The following is a 17,657-nucleotide window of genomic DNA, read 5'->3' on the forward strand; positions in this document are numbered from 1 at the left end:
GACCGCCATGCTGCTGTCCACCCACCCCAACCTGCAGGCCTGCGACGATTTCTACGAAGCCCTGATCGCCACCCACCAGGGGCTCGATACCGCGCAAAGCCATGCCCTCAATGCCCGCCTCGTGCTGCTGCTTGCCAACCACATTGGCCACCAGGGCACCTTGCTGCATGCGCTCGAACTGGCCCGCGCCAGCGCAGGACTTGCCCCTGCCGGCGCGGACCCGGCCGAGCGCGGCGCCGTGACGCCGGTCGCCCCGGTGCACGCGGCCGCCTGAAGCCGCGCGCCGCCGCCCGTGCGGCGGCCTGCCATCCCCACAAAGGCGCCCGCCTCACACCTTGGATATCTCACAAGGGCGCCGCATACAACATGGAGACAAGGATGCAACGCAAGCAGTTTCTGGCCGCACTGGCCTGCTCGGGCCTGGCCCTGGCCGCAGGGCCTGCCGCCCTGGCACAGGACAAGCCCCTGGAATGGGTCGTGGGCTATGCGGCCGGCGGCGGCTCGGACGTGGTCGCCCGCGTCATCGCCGAAGCCATGGGCCGCAACATGGAGCGGGTCATCGTCATCAACAACAAGCCCGGCGCGGGCACCAACATCGCGGCCGAGTACAGCGCCCGCTCGCGCGACTACGGCAACCTCATGTTCACGGCCGACTTCGCCACGCTGGCGGCCAACCCCTTCCTGTTCAGCAAGCTCAACTACAACGCCGAGCGCGACTTCAAGCCCGTGGGCATGCTGGTGCGCTTTCCCATGCTGCTGGTGGTCAACAACGAGGTGCCCGCCACCAACCTCGCCGAATTCCTGGCCTGGGCCAAACAGCAAAAGACCGGCGTGAGCTGGGGCTCGGCCGGCCTGGGCAGCCCCCACCACCTGGTGGGCGAGCTGTTCCGCGAACAGGCGGGCATCAGCAACATGACCCATGTGCCCTACCGTGGCGCCGCTCCGGCCGTGCAGGACGTGGTCGGCGGCCAGATTCCCGCCATGTGGGCCGACAGCGCCACCATCATTCCCTTCCTGAGCGAGAAAAAGCTCAAGGCCATCGGCGTGGCCAGCCCCGCCCGCGTGGACGTTCTGCCCCAGATCGCCACGCTGCAGGAGCAGGGTCTGAAAGGTTTCGAGGGCTATGCCTGGCAGGGCATCGTCGTGCCCACGGGCAGCTCGGCCGAGGTGGTCAAGAAGTTCAGCCAGTCGCTGCAGCAGGCCCTGGCCGACACCCGCACCAAGGCACGCCTGGCCGCCATGGGCGTGGAACCCATGCCCGGCAGCGCCGACCAGATGGGCCAGTTCGTGCGCGCCGAGCGCAGCAAGTGGGGGCGGGTGATCTCGGCCAACAATATCAAGCTGGATTGAGCGCCCCGCTGCAAATGCAAAAAGGCTGCCGGTCCGGCAGCCTTTTTTCGTTGTGGCGGGAGGTTGCGTCTCAGGCCACCGCCACCGCCTCCGCACTGCGCCCCATACCCAGATAGGTATCGATGATGCGCCGGTCGTGCAGCAGCTCCCTGGCCGCGCCGCTGAGGGCCACGGCGCCCATCTCCAGCACGTAGGCACGGTCGGCCACCTTGAGGGCGGCGCGCGCGTTCTGCTCGACCAGCAGCACCGAGACGCCGTGGTCGCGCAGGCCGGCCACGACCTGCAGCACCTCGCGCACGATCAGCGGTGCCAGGCCCAGCGAGGGCTCGTCCAGCAGCAGCAGGCGCGGGCGTGCCATCAGCGCGCGGCCGATGGCCAGCATCTGGCGCTCGCCGCCCGACAGGGTGGAGGCCATCTGCGGGCGCCGCTCCCTCAGGCGCGGGAAGATGGCAAAGACCTCGTCCATGCGCTGCGCCTGGTCGCGCAGGCCCCGGCGCCAGCGCGAGAAGCCGCCCAGCAGCAGGTTGTCCTCCACCGACATCTCGCCGAACAGCTCGCGCTTTTCGGGCACCAGGGCCACGCCGTTGGCCACCATGACCTCGACGCCGGGGCGTGCGATGCGCTTGCCGTCCAGATGGATCTCGCCGCGCGAGGGCAGCAGGCCCATGGCGGCCGACAGCAGCGTGGTCTTGCCCGCGCCGTTGGGGCCGATGACGGTGACGATCTCGCCGCTGCGCACATCCAGATCCACCTGGTGCACGGCCTCCACGGGACCGTAGGACACGCTCAGGCCCTTGAGCTGCAAAAGGGTGTCGCTCATGCCGTCTCTCCGGTTGCCTCGTCGTCGTCGCCGCCGCCCAGGTAGGCATCCAGCACGCGCTGGTTGACCTGGATCTGGGCCGGCGTGCCTTCGGCGATCACGGTGCCGAACTCCAGCACCGTGATGCGGTCCGCAAGATTCATGACGAACTCCATGTCGTGCTCCACGACGAGAATGCCCAGCCCCTCGGCGCGCAGCTGGCGCAGCAGGTCGGCCAGGGCCTGTTTTTCCAGGTGGCGCAGGCCGGCGGCCGGCTCGTCCAGCAGCAGGGCCGCAGGCTGGCCGGCCAGGGCGCGTGCGATCTCCACGATGCGCTGCTGGCCCAGGGCCAGCGAGGCGGCCGGCACGTCGGCGAAGGCGCCCAGGCCGCAGCGCTCGATCTGGCGACGCGCCTCGGCCAGCACCGAGGCCTCCTCGGCCCGGTCCAGGCGCAGCATGGAGGCCAGCCAGCCCCGGTGCGCACGCCGGTGCGCGCCCACGGCCACGTTCTCCAGCACGCTGCGCTGGCCCAGCAGGCGCACATGCTGGAAGGTGCGGCCCAGGCCCAGGGCGGCGAAGCGGCGCGAGGGCGCATCGTTCATGGCCTGGTCCATGAAGCGCACCTGGCCCTCGGTGGGCGAGTCCACGCCCGAGATCATGTTGAAGAAGGTGCTCTTGCCCGCGCCGTTGGGGCCGATCAGCGCATGCACCTCTCCGGCCTTGAGCGTCATGGCCACATCGTTGTTGGCCACCAGGCCGCCGAAGCGCTTGGTCACATGCTCGGCCGCCAGCAGCACCTGGCCCGCCGCGGGCAGCGCGCGCTGCGCCAGCGGCGCCGCGTCCGCCAGCTTCAGATCGGACACGGGCCGGCGCACCCAGCGTGCCGTGAGCGCCTGCAGCGTGGGCCACAGGCCTTCTGCAAAGCGCTGCAGCACCAGCACCATCAGCAGGCCGAAGACGATGACCTCGAAGTTGCCGCTGGTGCCCAGCAGGGCCGGCAATATGTCCTGCAGCTTTTGCTTGACCAGGGTGATCAGCGTGGCGCCCAGCACGGCGCCCCACAGGTGGCCGGCGCCGCCGACCACGGCCATGAACAGGTACTCGATGCCCACGTTGAGGTTGAAGGGCGCCGGGCTCACGAAGCGCTGCATGTGGGCGTAGAGCCAGCCCGACAGCGTGGCCAGCAGGGCTGCCAGCACGAAGAGCTTGACGCGGTAGTGCGCCGTGTCGATGCCCATGGACTCGGCCATGACGCGGCCGCCGCGCAGCGCGCGGATGGCCCGGCCCTCGCGCGAGTCCAGCAGGTTGTGCAGCAGCCACAGCGCCACCAGCAGCACGGCCCAGATCACCACGCCCATGGCGCGCGGCGAGGCCAGCGAGACGCCGCCGATCACCAGCGGCGCAATGCCCGTGATGCCGGTCTGCCCGCCCAGGAACTCCATGTTGCCGAACAGGTAGTACAGGCTCAGCCCCCAGGCGATGGTGCACAGCGGCAGGTAGTGGCCCTGCAGCTTGACCGTGACCGCGCCCAGCAGCCAGGCCACGACGAAAGTGATGAGCAGGCCCAGCGCCAGGCCCACCCAGGGCAGGCCCGCCGCGCCCACCAGCCCGCCCAGCGCCGCCACCGAGGCAGGCGCCGTGCAGACCCAGGCCGTGGCATAGGCGCCGATGCCCACGAAGGCCGCCTGGCCGAACGAGGTCATGCCGCCCACGCCGGTCAGCATCACCAGGCCTGCGGCCACCATGGCGAACAGGCCGATGTAGCTGAGGATGACGACGGTGAAATCGGGCAGAAAGCCCCAGGACGCGGCCAGCAGCGCAATGGCCGCCACCGTGAGCACGCGCGTGCTGATGCCGCCCGAGGCGGCCTTTGCAGGCGCCGCGGCCTGCGAGGAAACGGGGGCGCTCATTCTTCTTCCTCCACATGGTGGCTATTGCGCGATCGCCACCACAGCACCGGGATGATCAGCGTGAACACCAGCACCTCCTTGTAGGCACTGGCCCAGAACGACGAGAAGGCCTCCAGCAGCCCGACCAGCAGCGCGCCGGCCAGGGCCAGCGGGTAGCTGGCCAGCCCGCCCACGATGGCGGCCACGAAGCCCTTGAGGCCGATCAGAAAGCCGGTGTCGTAGTACACCGTGGTCAGCGGCGCGATCAGCAGGCCCGAGATGGCGCCGATCAGCGCGGCCAGCGCAAAGCTCACGTCGCCGGCCATGGCCGTGGGAATGCCCATGAGGCGTGCGCCCACGCGGTTGATGGCCGTGGCGCGCAGCGCCTTGCCGATCATGGAGCGCTCGAAGAACACGAACAGCAGGGCCACCAGCACCAGGGTCACGCCCACCACCACCAGGGACTGGCCCGAGATCGTGATGTCGCCCAGGCGCAGCTGCGCCTCGGAAAACGCGGGGGTGCGCGAGCCTTCGGCACCGAAGAACAGCAACCCCAGGCCGACCAGCACGCCGTGCATGGCCACCGAGACGATGAGCAGCATCAGCACCGAGGCATGGGCCAGCGGCCGGTAGGCCAGGCGGTACAGCAGCGGCCCCATGGGCGTGATCAGCACCAGGGTGGCCAGCGCCTGCAACATCAGCGAGGACGGGCGCAGCCCCCAGGCCAGGGCCACGGCAATGGCCGGCAGCGCCAGGCACCACAGGAAGGTGGCGGGCCAGCTCACCTGGCTGCCCGCGCGCCAGCGCAGCAGGTCCACCACCAGCACGGCGGCGGCCAGGGCCAGCAGCAGCCACAGCGTGGTGGGCACGCGGCCGGCCTGCATCATGGCCAGGGTGAGCGCGCCGAAGGCGACGAACTCGCCCTGCGGAATGAAGATGATGCGGGTGACCGAGAACACCAGCACCAGGGCCAGCGCCATCAGGCCGTAGACGGCGCCGTTGACGATGCCGTCCTGCCCCAGCAGCAGGGCGATTTGCAGATCCATGATCGACTTTCGAGCAGGCGCGGCCGAGCGCCACAGCGGCCGCCGCCAGGTGCGGCAGCCGCTGCGGCCTCAGGCCCGCAGGTTCAGGGCTGGTACTTCCAGGTGCCGTTCTCGATCTTGACCATGACGGCCGCGCGCTGGTCCAGGCCCAGGTGGTCGGTGGGCGTCATGTTGAAGATGCCGTGGGCGCCGGCCACGTCCTTGGTCTGCTCCAGCGCATCGCGCAGGGCGGCGCGGAACTCGGCCGTGCCGGGCTGGGCCTTCTTGAGCGCGGCGGGAATCGCCGCTTCGAGCACGCGGCCCGCATCCCAGGAATGCGCGCCAAAGGTCGATGCCGTGCCCTTGCCGTTGGCGGCCTCGTAGGCCTCCACATAGGAGACGGCAGACTTCTTGACCGGATTGCTGTCGGGCAGCTGGTGGGCCACCAGCACGGGGCCGGCGGGCAGCAGCGTGCCTTCCACATCCTTGCCGCCCACGCGCAGGAAGTCGGCATTGGCCACGCCGTGGGTCTGGTAGATCTTGCCCTGGTAGCCGCGCTCCTTGAGCGATTTCTGCGGCAGCGCGGCCGGCGTGCCCGAGCCTGCGATCAGCACCGCATCGGGCTTGGCGGACATGAGCTTGAGCGTCTGGCCCGTGACCGAGGTATCGCTGCGCGAATAGGCCTCGGTGGCGGTGAGCTTGATGCCCTTGGCCTCGGCCACCTTGCGGAACTCCTGCAGCCAGCTTTCACCGTAGGCGTCGTTGAAGCCGATGTAGCCCACGGTCTTGATGCCGGCCTTGGCCATGTGCTCGCCGATGGCGGCGGCCATCATGGCGTCGTGCTGGGGCGTCTTGAAGACCCAGAACTTCTTGGCATCCATGGGCTCGACGATCTTGGCCGAGGCCGCCAGCGTGATCATGGGCGTCTTGGCCTCGGAGACCACGTCCACCATGGCCAGCGAGTTGGGCGTGATGCTGGAGCCCAGGATGACATCGACCTTGCTCTCACTGATCAGTTTGCGCGTGTTGGCCACGGCCGCCGTGGTGTCGGAGGCGTCGTCCAGGATGATGTAGTTGACCTTCTGGCCCGCCACCGTGCGCGGCATCAGCGCCACGGTGTTCTTTTCGGGAATGCCCAGGGAGGCCGCCGGTCCGGTGGCCGAGACCACCACGCCCACATTGATGTCGGCCAGGGCCGATCCCCAGACCGTGGCCAGGGTCGCGGCCAGCAGGCCCAGTTTCGTCAAACGCTTCATGTCTGTCTCCTTGTGTTGGATGGGGCGTGGCACCTTCAGGCGCCACAATTTACCGTGGTAACTATTTTTTTGCCAGCGGTTTGATGCCCGGGTTTGCCTGGGGTCTGCACGGCCGGCAGGCCTCCGAGGAACAGGTCGGCCACCACGGGGGCCATGGCCTCGTGGTCCAGCGAGCCATCGGGCCGCAGCCAGGTGAACATCCAGTTCATCATCCCGAACAGCAGCATGGCCAGCGCCTTGGACAGGCCCGCGCCATCGGCGTCCGGCCGCAGCTGGGCCACCGCCTGGGCAAAGGTCTCGACCACGGCGCGCTCCTTGCCCAGCACGCGCTGGCGGTCGTCGTCCTGCAGGAAGCGCACGTCCTCGGTCAGCACGCGGTGGGCATGGCGGGCATGGGCGTATTCCTGCACGAAGCGCTCGATAAGCATGCGCAGCCGCGGCTCGGGCGGCAGGCCCATGGACTGCACCTCGTCCACCAGGGCCTGCAGCCGCGTCATGTGGCCATCGGTGATGTCCACCAGCAGCGCGTACTTGTCGCGGAAGTAGTGGTAGATGGTGGGCTTGGACAGGCCGCAGGCCTGGGCCACCTCGTTCATCGAAGTGCCGGGGTAGCCGCTGCGCGCGAACAGCGCGGCGGCATGGCCCAGGATCAGTTCGCGCTGGTCGTCGTATCCGGAAGATCGGCCTCGGGCCATGGGACTCCTGTGCGCGCTCAGCGGCTGCGGTGGTCGATCACGCGGCGGGCCTTGCCCACCAGGGTGCGCTCTATGGAATCGGGTCGCAGCACCTCGACCTCGGCGCTCACGCCGACCAGGGTCTTGATGCGCTGCTGCACCCACAGTGCCAGCGCCTCGGTGTCGCCCTGCGTGCCCGGCTGCATCTCGCAGCGCACGGCCAGCCGGTCCAGGTTGCCGTCGCGCGTGACCACCAGCTGGTACTGGCCCGACAGCTGGGCGTTCTGCAGCACGATCTCCTCGATCTGCGTGGGAAACAGGTTCACGCCGCGGATGATGAGCATGTCGTCGCTGCGCCCCACGATCTTGCCCATGCGCCGGAAGCTGCGCGAGGTCGGCGCAAGCAGCCGGGTCAAATCCCGCGTGCGGTAGCGCACGATGGGCATGGCTTCTTTGCTCAACGACGTGAAGACCAGCTCGCCCTCGCTGCCGTCGGGCAGCACCTCGCCCGTGTCCGGGTCGATGATCTCGGGGTAGAAATGGTCTTCCCAGATCACCGGCCCGTCCTTGCTCTCCACGCATTCGCTGGCCACGCCTGGGCCCATGACTTCGGACAGGCCGTAGATGTCCACGGCATCCAGCCCCGCCTTGCCCTCGATCTCGCGGCGCATGGCCTCGGTCCAGGGCTCGGCGCCGAAGATGCCGATCTTCAAGGAGCTTGCGCGCGGGTCCAGGCCCTGGCGCTGCATCTCCTCCACGATCACCTGCATGTAGCTGGGCGTGACCATGATGATGTCGGGCCGGAAATCCTGGATCAGCTGCACCTGCTTTTCGGTCTGCCCGCCCGACATGGGCACCACGGTGCAGCCCGCGCGCTCGGCGCCGTAGTGCGCCCCCAGGCCGCCCGTGAACAGGCCGTAGCCATAGGCCACATGCACCATGTCGCCGGGCCGCCCGCCCGCCGCGCGGATGGAGCGCGCCACCAGGTTGGCCCAGTTGTCGATGTCATTCAACGTGTAGCCCACGACCGTGGGCTTGCCTGTGGTGCCCGAGGAGGCATGCACGCGCGCCACCTTCTGGCGCGGCACGGCGAACATGCCGAACGGGTAGTTCTCGCGCAGGTCCTTCTTGGTGGTGAAGGGAAAGCGGGCCAGGTCGGACAGCGTGCGCAGATCGGACGGATGCACGCCCTTTTCGTCGAAGGCGCGGCGGTAGTGCGGCACGTTGTCGTAGGCATGCTGCAGCGACCAGCGCAGGCGCAGCAGCTGCAGCGAGGCGATCTCGTCGCGGCTGGCGGTTTCGATGGGGTCGAGTTCGCCGGGGGCGGGGCGCTGCAGGGACATGGCGGACCTCTTCAGGCGGGCTCTGTCAGGCCGGGCACGGTGGGCCGGCCCTTGAAGCTGTGCGAGCGGCCACGGAACAGCGCGATCACTTCCTGGCGCTGGTTGGTGACCTGCACGTCATAGACGCCGGTGCGGCCTGCGCGCGAGATTTCGCGGGCCTGGGCCGTGAGCACGTCGCCGGGCCGGCCGGGCGCGACGAAGTCCACGCTCAGGCCCGAGGCCACCGTCATCTCGTTGCGCGCATTGCAGGCATAGGCAAAGGCCGTGTCGGCCAGCGCCGTGATGAAGCCGCCGTGGCAGATATCAAAGCCGTTGAGCATGTCGTCGCGCACGGCCATTTCCATGCGCGCCGCGCCGGGGGCGATGTCCGTGATGCGCAGGCCCAGGCCTTGCGCGGCGCGGTCGCGCGCCAGCATGCCGTCGCGCACCTGTTCGGCCAGGCGCTGTGCGGCTTCGTCCGGGGTATGGGTGTCTTGCATGGCGCCGCTCCTCAACGGTCCGAGAACACGGCAGCCCGCTTGCCCAGGAAGGCGGCCACGCCCTCCTGGTAGTCGTGGGCCGCGCCCAGCTGGCCCTGCTGGCGCGCCTCGCGCGTGAGCGCATGCTCGTAGTCCAGCAGTTGGGCCGAGTCCATGGCCTCCCGCGTGCGCGCCAGGGCCCGCACGGGCATGGCGGCCAGGCGCTGGGCCAGGGCCTGGGCCTCGCTGCGCAAATCGGCATCTTCCACGCAGCGCCAGATCAGGCCGATGCGTTCGGCCTCGGCCGCAGGCAGCTTGTCGCCCAGCAGCGCAAGGCCCAGGGCACGCGCACGGCCCACCAGGCGCGGCAGCAGCCAGGTGCCGCCGCAGTCGGGCACCAGGCCGATCTTGGCAAAGGCCTGGATGAAGCTGGCCGAGCGCGCGGCCAGCACCAGGTCGCAGGCCAGCGCGATATTGGCGCCCGCACCGGCGGCCACGCCATTGACGGCGGCCACCACGGGCACGGGCATGGACTTGAGCCGCAGGCACAGCGGCTGGTAGCGGCGCTCGATCAGGTCGCCCAGGTTCTGGTCGGGCGCGGCCTCGGGGTCGGACAGGTCCTGGCCCGCGCAAAAGCCGCGCCCCGCGCCCGTGAGCACCACGCAGCGAACCGTGGCATCGCCGGCGGCCTGCTCCAGGGCCGAAAGCAGCTGCTCGTGCAGTTGCGCGTTGAAGCTGTTGAGCGCGTCGGGGCGGTTCAGCACCAGGGTGCGGACGGCGTCGTGCTGCTCAACCAGAACCAGCGATGGGGGCATGAAAGTCTCCGTGGCCTGTCTGCCGTCTTTATGCGGCAGATCAAACATAATTTACCGAATGGTCGGTAAATGTTAGTCGCCAGACCCTTTCCACCACAAGCGCCCAGGCACCGAGGAAACCCCTAGGCCCCATGAAAAATGACCCCCACGCTGCCCCCCGAGGGGGCGTTTTTCATCTTGGGGCGGCCCGGCGATGAAAAAAGGCCCGCACGGGCCATTTTTGTCGAAGGTTCAGGGCTTGAAGCCCGAGCGCTGCACCACCGGCGTCCACTGCGCGCGGTAGGCCTTGAGCATCTCGGCCGTCTGCGCGCTGCTGCTGGAGACCGGGGTCAGCCGGCTGGCCTCGAATTTCTGGCGCGTGTCGGGCTCCTTCATGATCTCCTGCACCATGCGCGACAGGCGCTCGGCAACGTCGGGCGCCATGCTCTGCGGCGCGAACAAGGTGTTCCAGCCCATGCCCGACAGGTTCAGGCCCGATTCCTTGAGCGTGGGAATGTCCGGCGCCATGGTGCTGCGGCGCTCGCCCGACACGGCCAGCACGCGGATCTTGCCGGCCTCGTGCTGGGGCAGCAGCACGTCGAAGGTGTCGATGGCCAGCGGCACCTGGCCGCCCACCAGGTCGGTCAGCAGCGGGGCCGAGCCCTTGTAGCCCACGGTTTCGGTCCGGACCTTGGCGGCCTCGCCCAGCATCAGCGAGAAGAAGTGCGGCAGGCTGCCCGTGGCCGGCACGCCCACGTTGGCCTGCTGCGGATTGGCACGCAGCCAGGCCAGCAGGTGCGACAGCTGCCTGACGGGCACGGCACTGGCCACGGCCACGCCGAATTCGTAGCGATTGACCTCGCTGACCGGGCGGAAGTCCTTGTCGGGGTCGTAGCCCGAGTCGGGGAACACCAGGGGCGCCACCAGCATCACGGCCGGGTTGGCCAGCAGCAGCGCGGGCTGGGAGGCCGGCGCGTTCTTCACATACTGGGCCGACAGGCGGCCGCCCGCGCCGGGCTTGTTCTCCACCACCACGGGCGAGCCCACGCGCGCCTGCAGCTTGTCGGCCACGATGCGCGCCACGCGGTCGGTGGCGCCACCGGGCGGGTAGCCCACGACGATGCGCAGCGGCGCCTTGCCCGGAAACAGCGGCTCGGCCGCCGTGGCACTTCCAGCCAGCCAGCTGGCGGCCGAAACAGCCGGGGCCAGGGCCAGGATCTGGGTCAGGGTTCTTCGCTGCATCGCAAACTCTCTCCTTGCATGGACGGATTCCCGTGCGGAACGCACGCCGCACAATGTAGCGGCCTCAAAAAGCCCGTTGCCGCCGATATTGACCAGGGTTAACCCGAGGCAAGACGCCCTGCGCCGCTCGGGCATCGCGACAGCCTGGCGAAGCCGACTCGGCGACAATCGCCCACCATGAGCTTCGCCCCCCTGACCAACGACACCTTCCTGCGCGCCTGCCGGCGCCAGGCCACCGACTACACGCCGCTGTGGCTGATGCGCCAGGCGGGCCGCTATCTCCCCGAATACAAGGCCACGCGCGCCCGGGCCGGCAGCTTCATGGGTCTGGCCACCAACGTGGACTACGCCACCGAGGTCACGCTGCAGCCACTGGAGCGCTTCCCGCTGGACGCGGCCATCCTGTTCTCCGACATCCTGACCGTGCCCGACGCCATGGGCCTGGGCCTGTCCTTTGCCGAAGGCGAAGGCCCGCGCTTTGCCAAGGTGGTGCGCGACGAGGCCGCCGTGGCCGAGCTGGCCGTGCCCGACATGGACAAGCTGCGCTATGTGTTCGACGCCGTGACCAGCATCCGCCGCGCGCTCGATGGCCGCGTGCCGCTGATCGGTTTCTCGGGCAGCCCCTGGACCCTGGCCTGCTACATGGTCGAGGGCAAGGGCAGCGACGACTACCGCCTGGTCAAGAGCCTGATGTATGCGCGCCCCGACCTGATGCACCGCATCCTGTCCGTCAACGCCGACAGCGTGGCCGCCTACCTCAACGCCCAGATCGATGCGGGCGCCCAGGCCGTGATGGTGTTCGACAGCTGGGGCGGTGTGCTGGCCGACGGCGCCTTCCAGGAATTCAGCCTGGCCTATACCAAGCGCGTGCTGGCCGGACTCAAGCGCACGGGCGTCGATGGGCAGGACGTGCCGCGCATCGTCTTCACCAAGGGCGGCGGCATCTGGCTGCCCGACATGAAGGACCTGGACTGCGAGGTGCTGGGCCTGGACTGGACGGCCAACCTGGCCCGCGCCCGCGCCATCGTCGGCGGCGAGGTGGGCGGACCCGGCAAGGCGCTGCAGGGCAACATCGACCCCAATGTGCTGTTCGCACCGCCCGAGCGCGTGGCCGAGCAGGCACGCGCCGTGCTCGACAGCTTCGGCGCTCCGCACACCGACAGGACCACCACGGGCCCCACGCACATCTTCAACCTGGGCCACGGCATCAGCCAGTTCACGCCGCCCGAGCATGTGGCGGCCCTGGTGGAGACCGTGCACAGCCATTCGCGCGCCCTGCGCCAGCGCTGAGCGAGCCGCCTCCCCGCCCCCGCTTCTCCCGAACCCCAGGGCCGGACGCCAGCGCAGCGCCGGCCCCTGCCGGGGCCGCCAACGGCCCGGCAAGGCCCCGCTGTCCACAAGCCGGGTACCCGACAGCCGCTTGCTGCACAAGATGGCCACAGACCATCTTATGCACAGAAAAATCCGAGCGAGGCCCTAGGAGTGGCAGTTGTCATCCGCGCCTGCACGCCGGCGACATATCGATATAAGCCATTGTTTTTGAATAATTTTTTTGATAGCAACATTTTCAGCATGCACCGATTGGCAAGGCCGGATAAGCAGGTGCATGCCCATAGATCCGAATAATCCCCACAAAGTTATCCACAGAAATTGACGATATACCCAGAAACCCGCAGTCACCGGCCGGGGCGTCTGGTGTAGAACGCCGCACCCAGGTCCCGGGCAGCGCCAAAGGCTTATGCTTGGCGGCTTGGTTGCTGCAGGCCCTGCCGTGCGGCGCCCGCGTTTTCAGGCCCCGCTTTCCCCGCATTCGCATGTCCCTCCCCGCCCACACCGTCCATGTCGCCGTCCAGACGCCGGCGCACAGCGCCGTGGGCGAACTGCTGAGCTACACCTGCGACCAGCCCCTGGAGGCCGGCACCCTGGTGCGTGTGCCCCTGGGTCGCCGGGACCTGCTGGGCGTGGTCTGGGACGCCCCGCCCCGCCCCGCAGCCATGCCCGAAGGCGTGGAGCTGCGCCCCATCGCCGCCGTGCTGCAGGGCATTGCGCCGCTGCCAGCCGCCTGGCGCCGGCTGGTGGCCTTCGCCGCCTACTACTACCAGCGCAGCGTGGGCGAAATCGCCGTGACGGCCCTGCCCCCGCAACTGCGCGAGATGACGGCCGAGCAACTGGCGCGCCGGCTCAGGCCGACCAAGGCCGCGGCGAAGAGAGCGGCCAAGGCTGCAAAAGAGGAACAGGCGGAACAGGCGCCTGCATCAGCGCTCGCACCGGCCCCGGCCGCCGCAGACATTCCCCCCATCGTCCTCAGCGCCGAGCAGGCCGACGTCTTCACGCAGATCGCCGCCCATCCCGGCCCCTTTCTGCTCTTCGGCAGCACGGGCAGCGGCAAGACCGAGGTCTATCTGAGAGCCACCCAGGCCGCACTGGACGCCGACCCCGGCGCCCAGGTGCTGGTGATGGTGCCCGAGATCAACCTCACGCCCCAGCTGGAGCAGCGCTTCACGGAGCGTTTCGCGCCGCAGTACGGCGCCGCCTGCGTGGTCAGCATGCACAGCGCAATGACCAACCCCCAGCGGCTCAAGAGCTGGCTGGCCGCGCACACCGGCGTGGCGCGCATCGTGCTGGGCACGCGCATGTCGGTCTTCGCCAGCCTGCCGGGCCTGTCGCTCATCGTGGTGGACGAGGAGCACGACGCCAGCTACAAGCAGCAGGAAGGCGCACGCTATTCGGCGCGCGACCTGGCCATCTGGCGCGCGCGCGATACCGGCGCCAAGGTCATCCTGGGCAGTGCCACGCCGTCGCTGGAGAGCTGGCACGCCAGCCGCCCGCCCAATGCCGACGAGCCGCAGGGCGGCCGCTACCTGCGCCTGCACATGCCCAGCCGCATCGGCGCGGCCGCCCTGCCGCGCGTGCGCCTGGTGGACATGGGCCAGCAGCCGCGCAAGGCCGTGTTCTCGCCGCCGCTGATCGATGCCATCACCGAGCGCGTGCAGCGCGGCGAGCAAAGCCTGGTGCTGCTCAACCGCCGCGGCTTCGCGCCCGTGCTGTTCTGCGCCGACTGCGGCTGGAAAAGCGACTGCCCGCACTGCAGCGCCCACCAGGTCTTCCACAAGGCCGACCGCACGCTGCGCTGCCACCACTGCGGCTACACCCAGCGCGTGCCCATGGCCTGCCCTGGCTGCGGCAATCCCGACATCCTGCCGCTGGGCAAGGGCACGGAGCAGCTGGAGGAAGAACTGGCCCGCCTGCTGCGCAATGTGCAGCGCCCCGACCGCGAGCCCGCCCGCGTGGCGCGCATCGACGCCGACACCACGCGCGCCAAGGGCGCGCTGGAGGAGCAACTGGCCCAGGTGCATGCGGGCGACATCGACGTGCTGGTGGGCACCCAGATGGTGGCCAAGGGCCATGACTTCCGGCGCATCACCCTGGTGGCGGCCGTGCAGCCCGACAGCGCTCTTTTCTCCAGCGACTACCGAGCGCCCGAGCGCCTGTTCAGCCTGCTGATGCAGGCCGCCGGCCGCGCAGGGCGCGACGCGCACTACGTGGCCGCCCAGGGCAGCCACCCGGAGATGTGGATACAGACGCACGACCCGTCCCACCCCGTCTACACCGCGCTGCGCTCGCACGACTACCCGGCCTTCGCCGCGCGCCAGTTGCGCGAGCGGCGCGATGCGGGCATGCCGCCCTTCGCCTTCCAGGCCATCGTGCGGGCCGATGCGCGCACGCAGGAAGCCGCCCAGGCCTTCCTGGCCGCTGCGGCCGAGGCCGCCCGCCAGGCCGGCCTGCCCCATGTGGACGATGTCTTTCTCTACCCGCCCATTCCCATGTCCGTGCAGCGCGTGGCCAATGTGGAGCGCGCGCAGATGCTGATCGAGTCGGCCCAGCGGCCCGCCCTGCTGCGCTTTCTCTGGGCCTGGCAGGCGCACCTGCACTGGATCAGGGCACAGCCCGGGCACCGCGCCCTGGTGCGCTGGCTGGTGGACGTGGACCCGCTGGCCATCTGAGCGTGGCACGGCCTTTGGAACGGCCCCAAAAAACCTCAAGCCTTTCAGGCCTTGGGCGCAATCCCGCAAAGCGTTCACCGCTCCTTTTTCGGAAGCGCTTTTAGCGCATTCGCCGCACGGCTCCCATCGGGATTTGCGCTGATGCAGGCGGGGCATGTTTATTGCATCGTGCCGCATTCAGCCCACAAGGCTGGATCATTCAATGCCTTTCCAGGAGCGATACATGCCGTTCACCCCCTTCCGTATGACCTTGATGGCCGTCGCGCTTGCGCTGGCAGGCTGCGCGTCCCAGCCCGGCGCCAGCCAGGCCCCCGCAGCCGCAGCGCCCGCCACGGCGACCGCCCCTGCACCCGCTCCCACCGCACAGGCCGGCAAGCCCAACGTGGTCGTCCTGGCCACGGGCGGCACCATTGCCGGCGCGGGCGCCAGCGCCGTCAACAGCGCCACCTACACGGCCGCCAAGGTGCCCGTGGACAAGCTGCTGGCCGGCCTGCCCGAGCTGAGCAACATCGCCAACGTGTCCGGCGAGCAGGTCTTCCAGATCGCCTCCGAGAGCTTCACCAACAAGGAACTGCTGACGCTGGCACGCCGCGTCAACGAGCTGGCCAAGCAGCCCGGCGTGGACGGCATCGTCGTCACCCACGGCACGGACACGCTGGAGGAAACCGGCTACTTCCTGAACCTGGTGGTGCCCACCGACAAGCCCATCGTCATGGTCGGCTCCATGCGCCCCGGCACGGCCATCTCGGCCGACGGCGCGCTGAACCTGCTGGGCGCCGTGGCCACGGCCGCGTCCAAGGACTCGGCGGGCAAGGGCGTGCTGGTCAGCATGAACGACAACATCGACTCCGCACGCGATGTCGCCAAGCTCACCAACATCAAGACCAATGCCTTCGCCAGCCAGTGGGGCCCGCTGGGCATGGTGGTCGAGGGCAAGACCTACTGGTTCCGCGCCCCCGTCAAGCGCCACACCAGGGGCAGCGAGTTCAACATCGAGCAGATCACCGACCTGCCCGCCGTGGACATCGTCTATGGCTACGGCAACGTGCCCGCCACGGCCATCGACGCGCTGGGCAAGGCCGGCGTCAAGGCCATCGTGCATGCAGGCACGGGCAATGGCTCGGTGGCCGACCGCATCGTGCCCAAGCTCAACGAACTGCGCCAAAAGGGCGTGATCGTGGTGCGCAGCTCGCGCGTGCCGGCCGGCTTCGTGCTGCGCAATGCCGAGCAGCCCGATGACAAGTACGACTGGGTCGTCGCCCATGACCTGAACCCACAGAAGGCACGCCTGCTGGCCGCCGTGGCCCTGACCAAGACGCAGGACACGAAGCAGTTGCAGCGCATCTTCTGGGAGTACTGATAAAGCACCCCCTGAGGCGCTGGCGCGCCTTCCCCCTCTCTACTTGCTTCGCAAGGGAGGGGGACGACACCCTTGCTGCGGGGCGGCCCTTGCTCGGTGTCCCTCGCTTTGGGCCGCGCCGGTTTTTGCAGCCTCGTCCCAAGCCCCGTTCGCGGGGCTTTTTCTATTGCCGCTTGCTAGTTCGATGTGAACAGCGGGGTGAGGGGGCCTTGGGCGATGTGGCAGTGCGCTTGTTCCAGGGCCTGGGCGAAGGCGTCGGAGCGCAGGTAGGCGTATTCCACGGCGCGCTGGGCGCCTATGGCGTCGCCCTGGACGGGGGCGGTGGCGGGGTGGCACATCATGAGGCTGCCGGGCTGCAGCTGGGCCAGCCATTGGGCCATGTGGCGGCCATAGCCTTCGGGCGTGGGCTGGTCGAAGGCGTAGACGCCGCCGAAGCCGTGGTTGAGCGGCACGCCCTGGCGGCGCAGGCGACGGGTGGTGGTCCAGCCGCCCAGCAGGGCGATGATGGCGGCCTTGGGGTCGCGCCAGAGCTGGCCGGCCGGGGTGGTGGAGCGGACCCAGGGCAGGTCGTCGGCGTTGTCGCCATAGCGCTGGCGCAATTCCTGCACCAGCGCGGCGCGCACGCCGGGGAGCTGGTGCACGTGCTGGTGGCCGTCGATGAAGTCGGGGGCCATGCCCAGCGCGTCCTCGAAGGCGTCGAGCTGGCGGCGCCAGGCGTCGCGCATGGCGCCGCCGCCGAGTGCGCCGGCATAGGCGCGCGCGATCACGGCACCGATGCCGGCGGCGGGCTGCAGGCCGTGGCCTTCGGTCAGGTTGAAGTGCAGGCCCAGCGACAGGCGCGGGCGCAGCGCGGGCAGGCGCCTGGCGGCCTGCCTCCAGTGCGGCGAGGTGGTCATGCAGCTGGTGGCCGACAGCCGGCCCTGCAGCGTGAGCTGCTCCACGGCTTCATCGACCAGGGGGTGCAGCGCATAGTCGTCGGCGCACAGGACGACGGTTCTGGCCAAGGCCTTCTCCCCGTTGTTTCTGGCAGGTACGGTGTTCATGAGGATTCCTTGCGGCCGGGGGCCGCAAAGGCCCAGAACTTGGCGAAGACGAAGGTGCCCACCGCCACCAGCACCAGCACCAGGGCCAGGCTCCAGAAATAGTGCCAGTGCAGCCAGTGCAGGGCCACCCAGTACAGCAGCTCGTTGGCCACGAAGGAGGCACAGGCCACGGCGAAGTACTTGCCGGCCACGGCCCAGCCTTGCGCCCCGGCCTGCACGAAGGTGAACAGCGCATGGCCGTTGTAGCTGACCACGAAGGCCACGAGAAAGGCCAGCACGTTGGCATGCAGCGGCGCCATGCCCACCCGTTGCACCAGCAGGGCGACCACGGCCAGGTGCGTGGCGGCCGCGCAGCCCCCTACCAGCACGAACTGCAGCGCCTGCGGCAGGCGGCGCAGCTGTGCGATCACTTCGTGCATG

16 protein-coding genes are annotated in these 17,657 nt (G+C 69.3%); 5 read left to right on the forward strand and 11 right to left on the reverse strand.

The genetic code is table 11. From position 1 onward, the window contains the following. Positions 1-7 precede the first annotated feature (7 nt). Together A4F85_RS21295 and A4F85_RS21300 are read left to right on the forward strand one after the other, a co-directional pair. A complete protein-coding gene (locus tag A4F85_RS21295; protein WP_013800326.1) occupies positions 8-274 on the forward strand; it encodes a DUF2783 domain-containing protein in 267 nt (88 codons plus the stop codon). Positions 275-378: 104 nt separating this feature from the next. Beyond that, positions 379-1,350 carry a Bug family tripartite tricarboxylate transporter substrate binding protein gene (locus tag A4F85_RS21300; RefSeq protein ID WP_034397991.1) on the forward strand — a complete coding sequence of 324 codons (972 nt, stop codon included), beginning with the start codon at positions 379-381 and terminating at the stop codon, positions 1,348-1,350. Between the two features lie 70 nt (positions 1,351-1,420). Here A4F85_RS21300 and A4F85_RS21305 read toward each other — a convergent pair whose 3' ends face one another. The 9 genes from A4F85_RS21305 to A4F85_RS21345 form a co-directional block, all read right to left on the reverse strand. Next, complete coding sequence (locus A4F85_RS21305) at positions 1,421-2,170, reverse strand: ABC transporter ATP-binding protein (protein ID WP_043824332.1); 750 nt, start codon at positions 2,168-2,170, stop codon at positions 1,421-1,423. Then, the gene (locus tag A4F85_RS21310) at positions 2,167-4,059 is read right to left on the reverse strand and encodes a branched-chain amino acid ABC transporter ATP-binding protein/permease (RefSeq protein WP_063327652.1); all 1,893 of its coding nucleotides are present in this window, start codon (positions 4,057-4,059) and stop codon (positions 2,167-2,169) included. The genes A4F85_RS21305 and A4F85_RS21310 overlap by 4 nt, the downstream gene beginning before the upstream one ends. Continuing rightward, positions 4,056-5,084: a branched-chain amino acid ABC transporter permease gene (locus A4F85_RS21315; protein ID WP_012202505.1), complete on the reverse strand. Its 1,029-nt coding sequence runs from the start codon at positions 5,082-5,084 to the stop codon at positions 4,056-4,058. Before A4F85_RS21315 ends, A4F85_RS21310 begins: the two co-directional genes overlap by 4 nt. An 83-nt stretch (positions 5,085-5,167) precedes the next feature. Beyond that, entirely contained in the window at positions 5,168-6,319 is a 1,152-nt protein-coding gene (locus A4F85_RS21320) for an ABC transporter substrate-binding protein (protein ID WP_013800322.1), read from the reverse strand. 35 nt (positions 6,320-6,354) lie between these two features. After that, on the reverse strand, positions 6,355-7,014 hold the full coding sequence (locus tag A4F85_RS21325) for a TetR/AcrR family transcriptional regulator (protein ID WP_063327653.1): 660 nt from the start codon (positions 7,012-7,014) through the stop codon (positions 6,355-6,357). Positions 7,015-7,031: 17 nt separating this feature from the next. Continuing rightward, entirely contained in the window at positions 7,032-8,336 is a 1,305-nt protein-coding gene (gene paaK, locus A4F85_RS21330) for a phenylacetate--CoA ligase PaaK (RefSeq protein WP_063327654.1), read from the reverse strand. 11 nt (positions 8,337-8,347) lie between these two features. Next, positions 8,348-8,815 carry a hydroxyphenylacetyl-CoA thioesterase PaaI gene (gene paaI, locus A4F85_RS21335; protein ID WP_012202501.1) on the reverse strand — a complete coding sequence of 156 codons (468 nt, stop codon included), beginning with the start codon at positions 8,813-8,815 and terminating at the stop codon, positions 8,348-8,350. Positions 8,816-8,826: 11 nt separating this feature from the next. Next, on the reverse strand, positions 8,827-9,609 hold the full coding sequence (locus A4F85_RS21340; protein WP_063328051.1) for an enoyl-CoA hydratase-related protein: 783 nt from the start codon (positions 9,607-9,609) through the stop codon (positions 8,827-8,829). Positions 9,610-9,840: 231 nt separating this feature from the next. After that, entirely contained in the window at positions 9,841-10,830 is a 990-nt protein-coding gene (locus tag A4F85_RS21345) for a tripartite tricarboxylate transporter substrate-binding protein (RefSeq protein ID WP_063327655.1), read from the reverse strand. A 177-nt stretch (positions 10,831-11,007) separates the two neighbouring features. On the opposite strand from A4F85_RS21345, the gene hemE reads away from it, so the two are divergent. From hemE to A4F85_RS21360, 3 genes are all read left to right on the forward strand, one after another. Next, on the forward strand, positions 11,008-12,120 hold the full coding sequence (hemE, locus tag A4F85_RS21350) for a uroporphyrinogen decarboxylase (RefSeq protein WP_013800317.1): 1,113 nt from the start codon (positions 11,008-11,010) through the stop codon (positions 12,118-12,120). A 524-nt stretch (positions 12,121-12,644) separates the two neighbouring features. Beyond that, a complete protein-coding gene (gene priA / locus A4F85_RS21355) occupies positions 12,645-14,834 on the forward strand; it encodes a replication restart helicase PriA (protein WP_063327656.1) in 2,190 nt (729 codons plus the stop codon). Between the two features lie 223 nt (positions 14,835-15,057). Further along, entirely contained in the window at positions 15,058-16,194 is a 1,137-nt protein-coding gene (locus A4F85_RS21360) for an asparaginase (protein WP_043824343.1), read from the forward strand. A gap of 176 nt (positions 16,195-16,370) precedes the next feature. Here A4F85_RS21360 and A4F85_RS21365 read toward each other — a convergent pair whose 3' ends face one another. Both A4F85_RS21365 and A4F85_RS21370 read right to left on the reverse strand, forming a co-directional pair. Continuing rightward, positions 16,371-17,237, reverse strand: a complete 867-nt coding sequence (locus tag A4F85_RS21365; protein ID WP_063327657.1) for a ChbG/HpnK family deacetylase — start codon at positions 17,235-17,237, stop codon at positions 16,371-16,373. Next, a complete protein-coding gene (locus A4F85_RS21370) occupies positions 17,234-17,656 on the reverse strand; it encodes a GtrA family protein (RefSeq protein ID WP_063327658.1) in 423 nt (140 codons plus the stop codon). Before A4F85_RS21370 ends, A4F85_RS21365 begins: the two co-directional genes overlap by 4 nt. Position 17,657 lies beyond the last annotated feature (1 nt).

This window comes from Delftia sp. GW456-R20, from assembly GCF_001622915.1.
GTDB lineage: Bacteria > Pseudomonadota > Gammaproteobacteria > Burkholderiales > Burkholderiaceae_C > Comamonas > Comamonas acidovorans.

Coding starts and splice junctions, on each gene's coding strand:
- A4F85_RS21365 (WP_063327657.1), bottom strand. CDS start 17,237: ATGAACACCGTACCTGCCAGAAACAACGGGGAGAAGGCCTTGGCCAGA.
- A4F85_RS21340 (WP_063328051.1), bottom strand. CDS start 9,609: ATGCCCCCATCGCTGGTTCTGGTTGAGCAGCACGACGCCGTCCGCACC.
- A4F85_RS21370 (WP_063327658.1), bottom strand. CDS start 17,656: ATGCACGAAGTGATCGCACAGCTGCGCCGCCTGCCGCAGGCGCTGCAG.
- A4F85_RS21315 (WP_012202505.1), bottom strand. CDS start 5,084: ATGGATCTGCAAATCGCCCTGCTGCTGGGGCAGGACGGCATCGTCAAC.
- paaI (WP_012202501.1), bottom strand. CDS start 8,815: ATGCAAGACACCCATACCCCGGACGAAGCCGCACAGCGCCTGGCCGAA.
- A4F85_RS21300 (WP_034397991.1), top strand. CDS start 379: ATGCAACGCAAGCAGTTTCTGGCCGCACTGGCCTGCTCGGGCCTGGCC.
- A4F85_RS21325 (WP_063327653.1), bottom strand. CDS start 7,014: ATGGCCCGAGGCCGATCTTCCGGATACGACGACCAGCGCGAACTGATC.
- A4F85_RS21360 (WP_043824343.1), top strand. CDS start 15,058: ATGCCGTTCACCCCCTTCCGTATGACCTTGATGGCCGTCGCGCTTGCG.
- priA (WP_063327656.1), top strand. CDS start 12,645: ATGTCCCTCCCCGCCCACACCGTCCATGTCGCCGTCCAGACGCCGGCG.
- A4F85_RS21320 (WP_013800322.1), bottom strand. CDS start 6,319: ATGAAGCGTTTGACGAAACTGGGCCTGCTGGCCGCGACCCTGGCCACG.
- A4F85_RS21305 (WP_043824332.1), bottom strand. CDS start 2,170: ATGAGCGACACCCTTTTGCAGCTCAAGGGCCTGAGCGTGTCCTACGGT.
- A4F85_RS21310 (WP_063327652.1), bottom strand. CDS start 4,059: ATGAGCGCCCCCGTTTCCTCGCAGGCCGCGGCGCCTGCAAAGGCCGCC.
- A4F85_RS21345 (WP_063327655.1), bottom strand. CDS start 10,830: ATGCAGCGAAGAACCCTGACCCAGATCCTGGCCCTGGCCCCGGCTGTT.
- paaK (WP_063327654.1), bottom strand. CDS start 8,336: ATGTCCCTGCAGCGCCCCGCCCCCGGCGAACTCGACCCCATCGAAACC.
- A4F85_RS21295 (WP_013800326.1), top strand. CDS start 8: ATGCTGCTGTCCACCCACCCCAACCTGCAGGCCTGCGACGATTTCTAC.
- hemE (WP_013800317.1), top strand. CDS start 11,008: ATGAGCTTCGCCCCCCTGACCAACGACACCTTCCTGCGCGCCTGCCGG.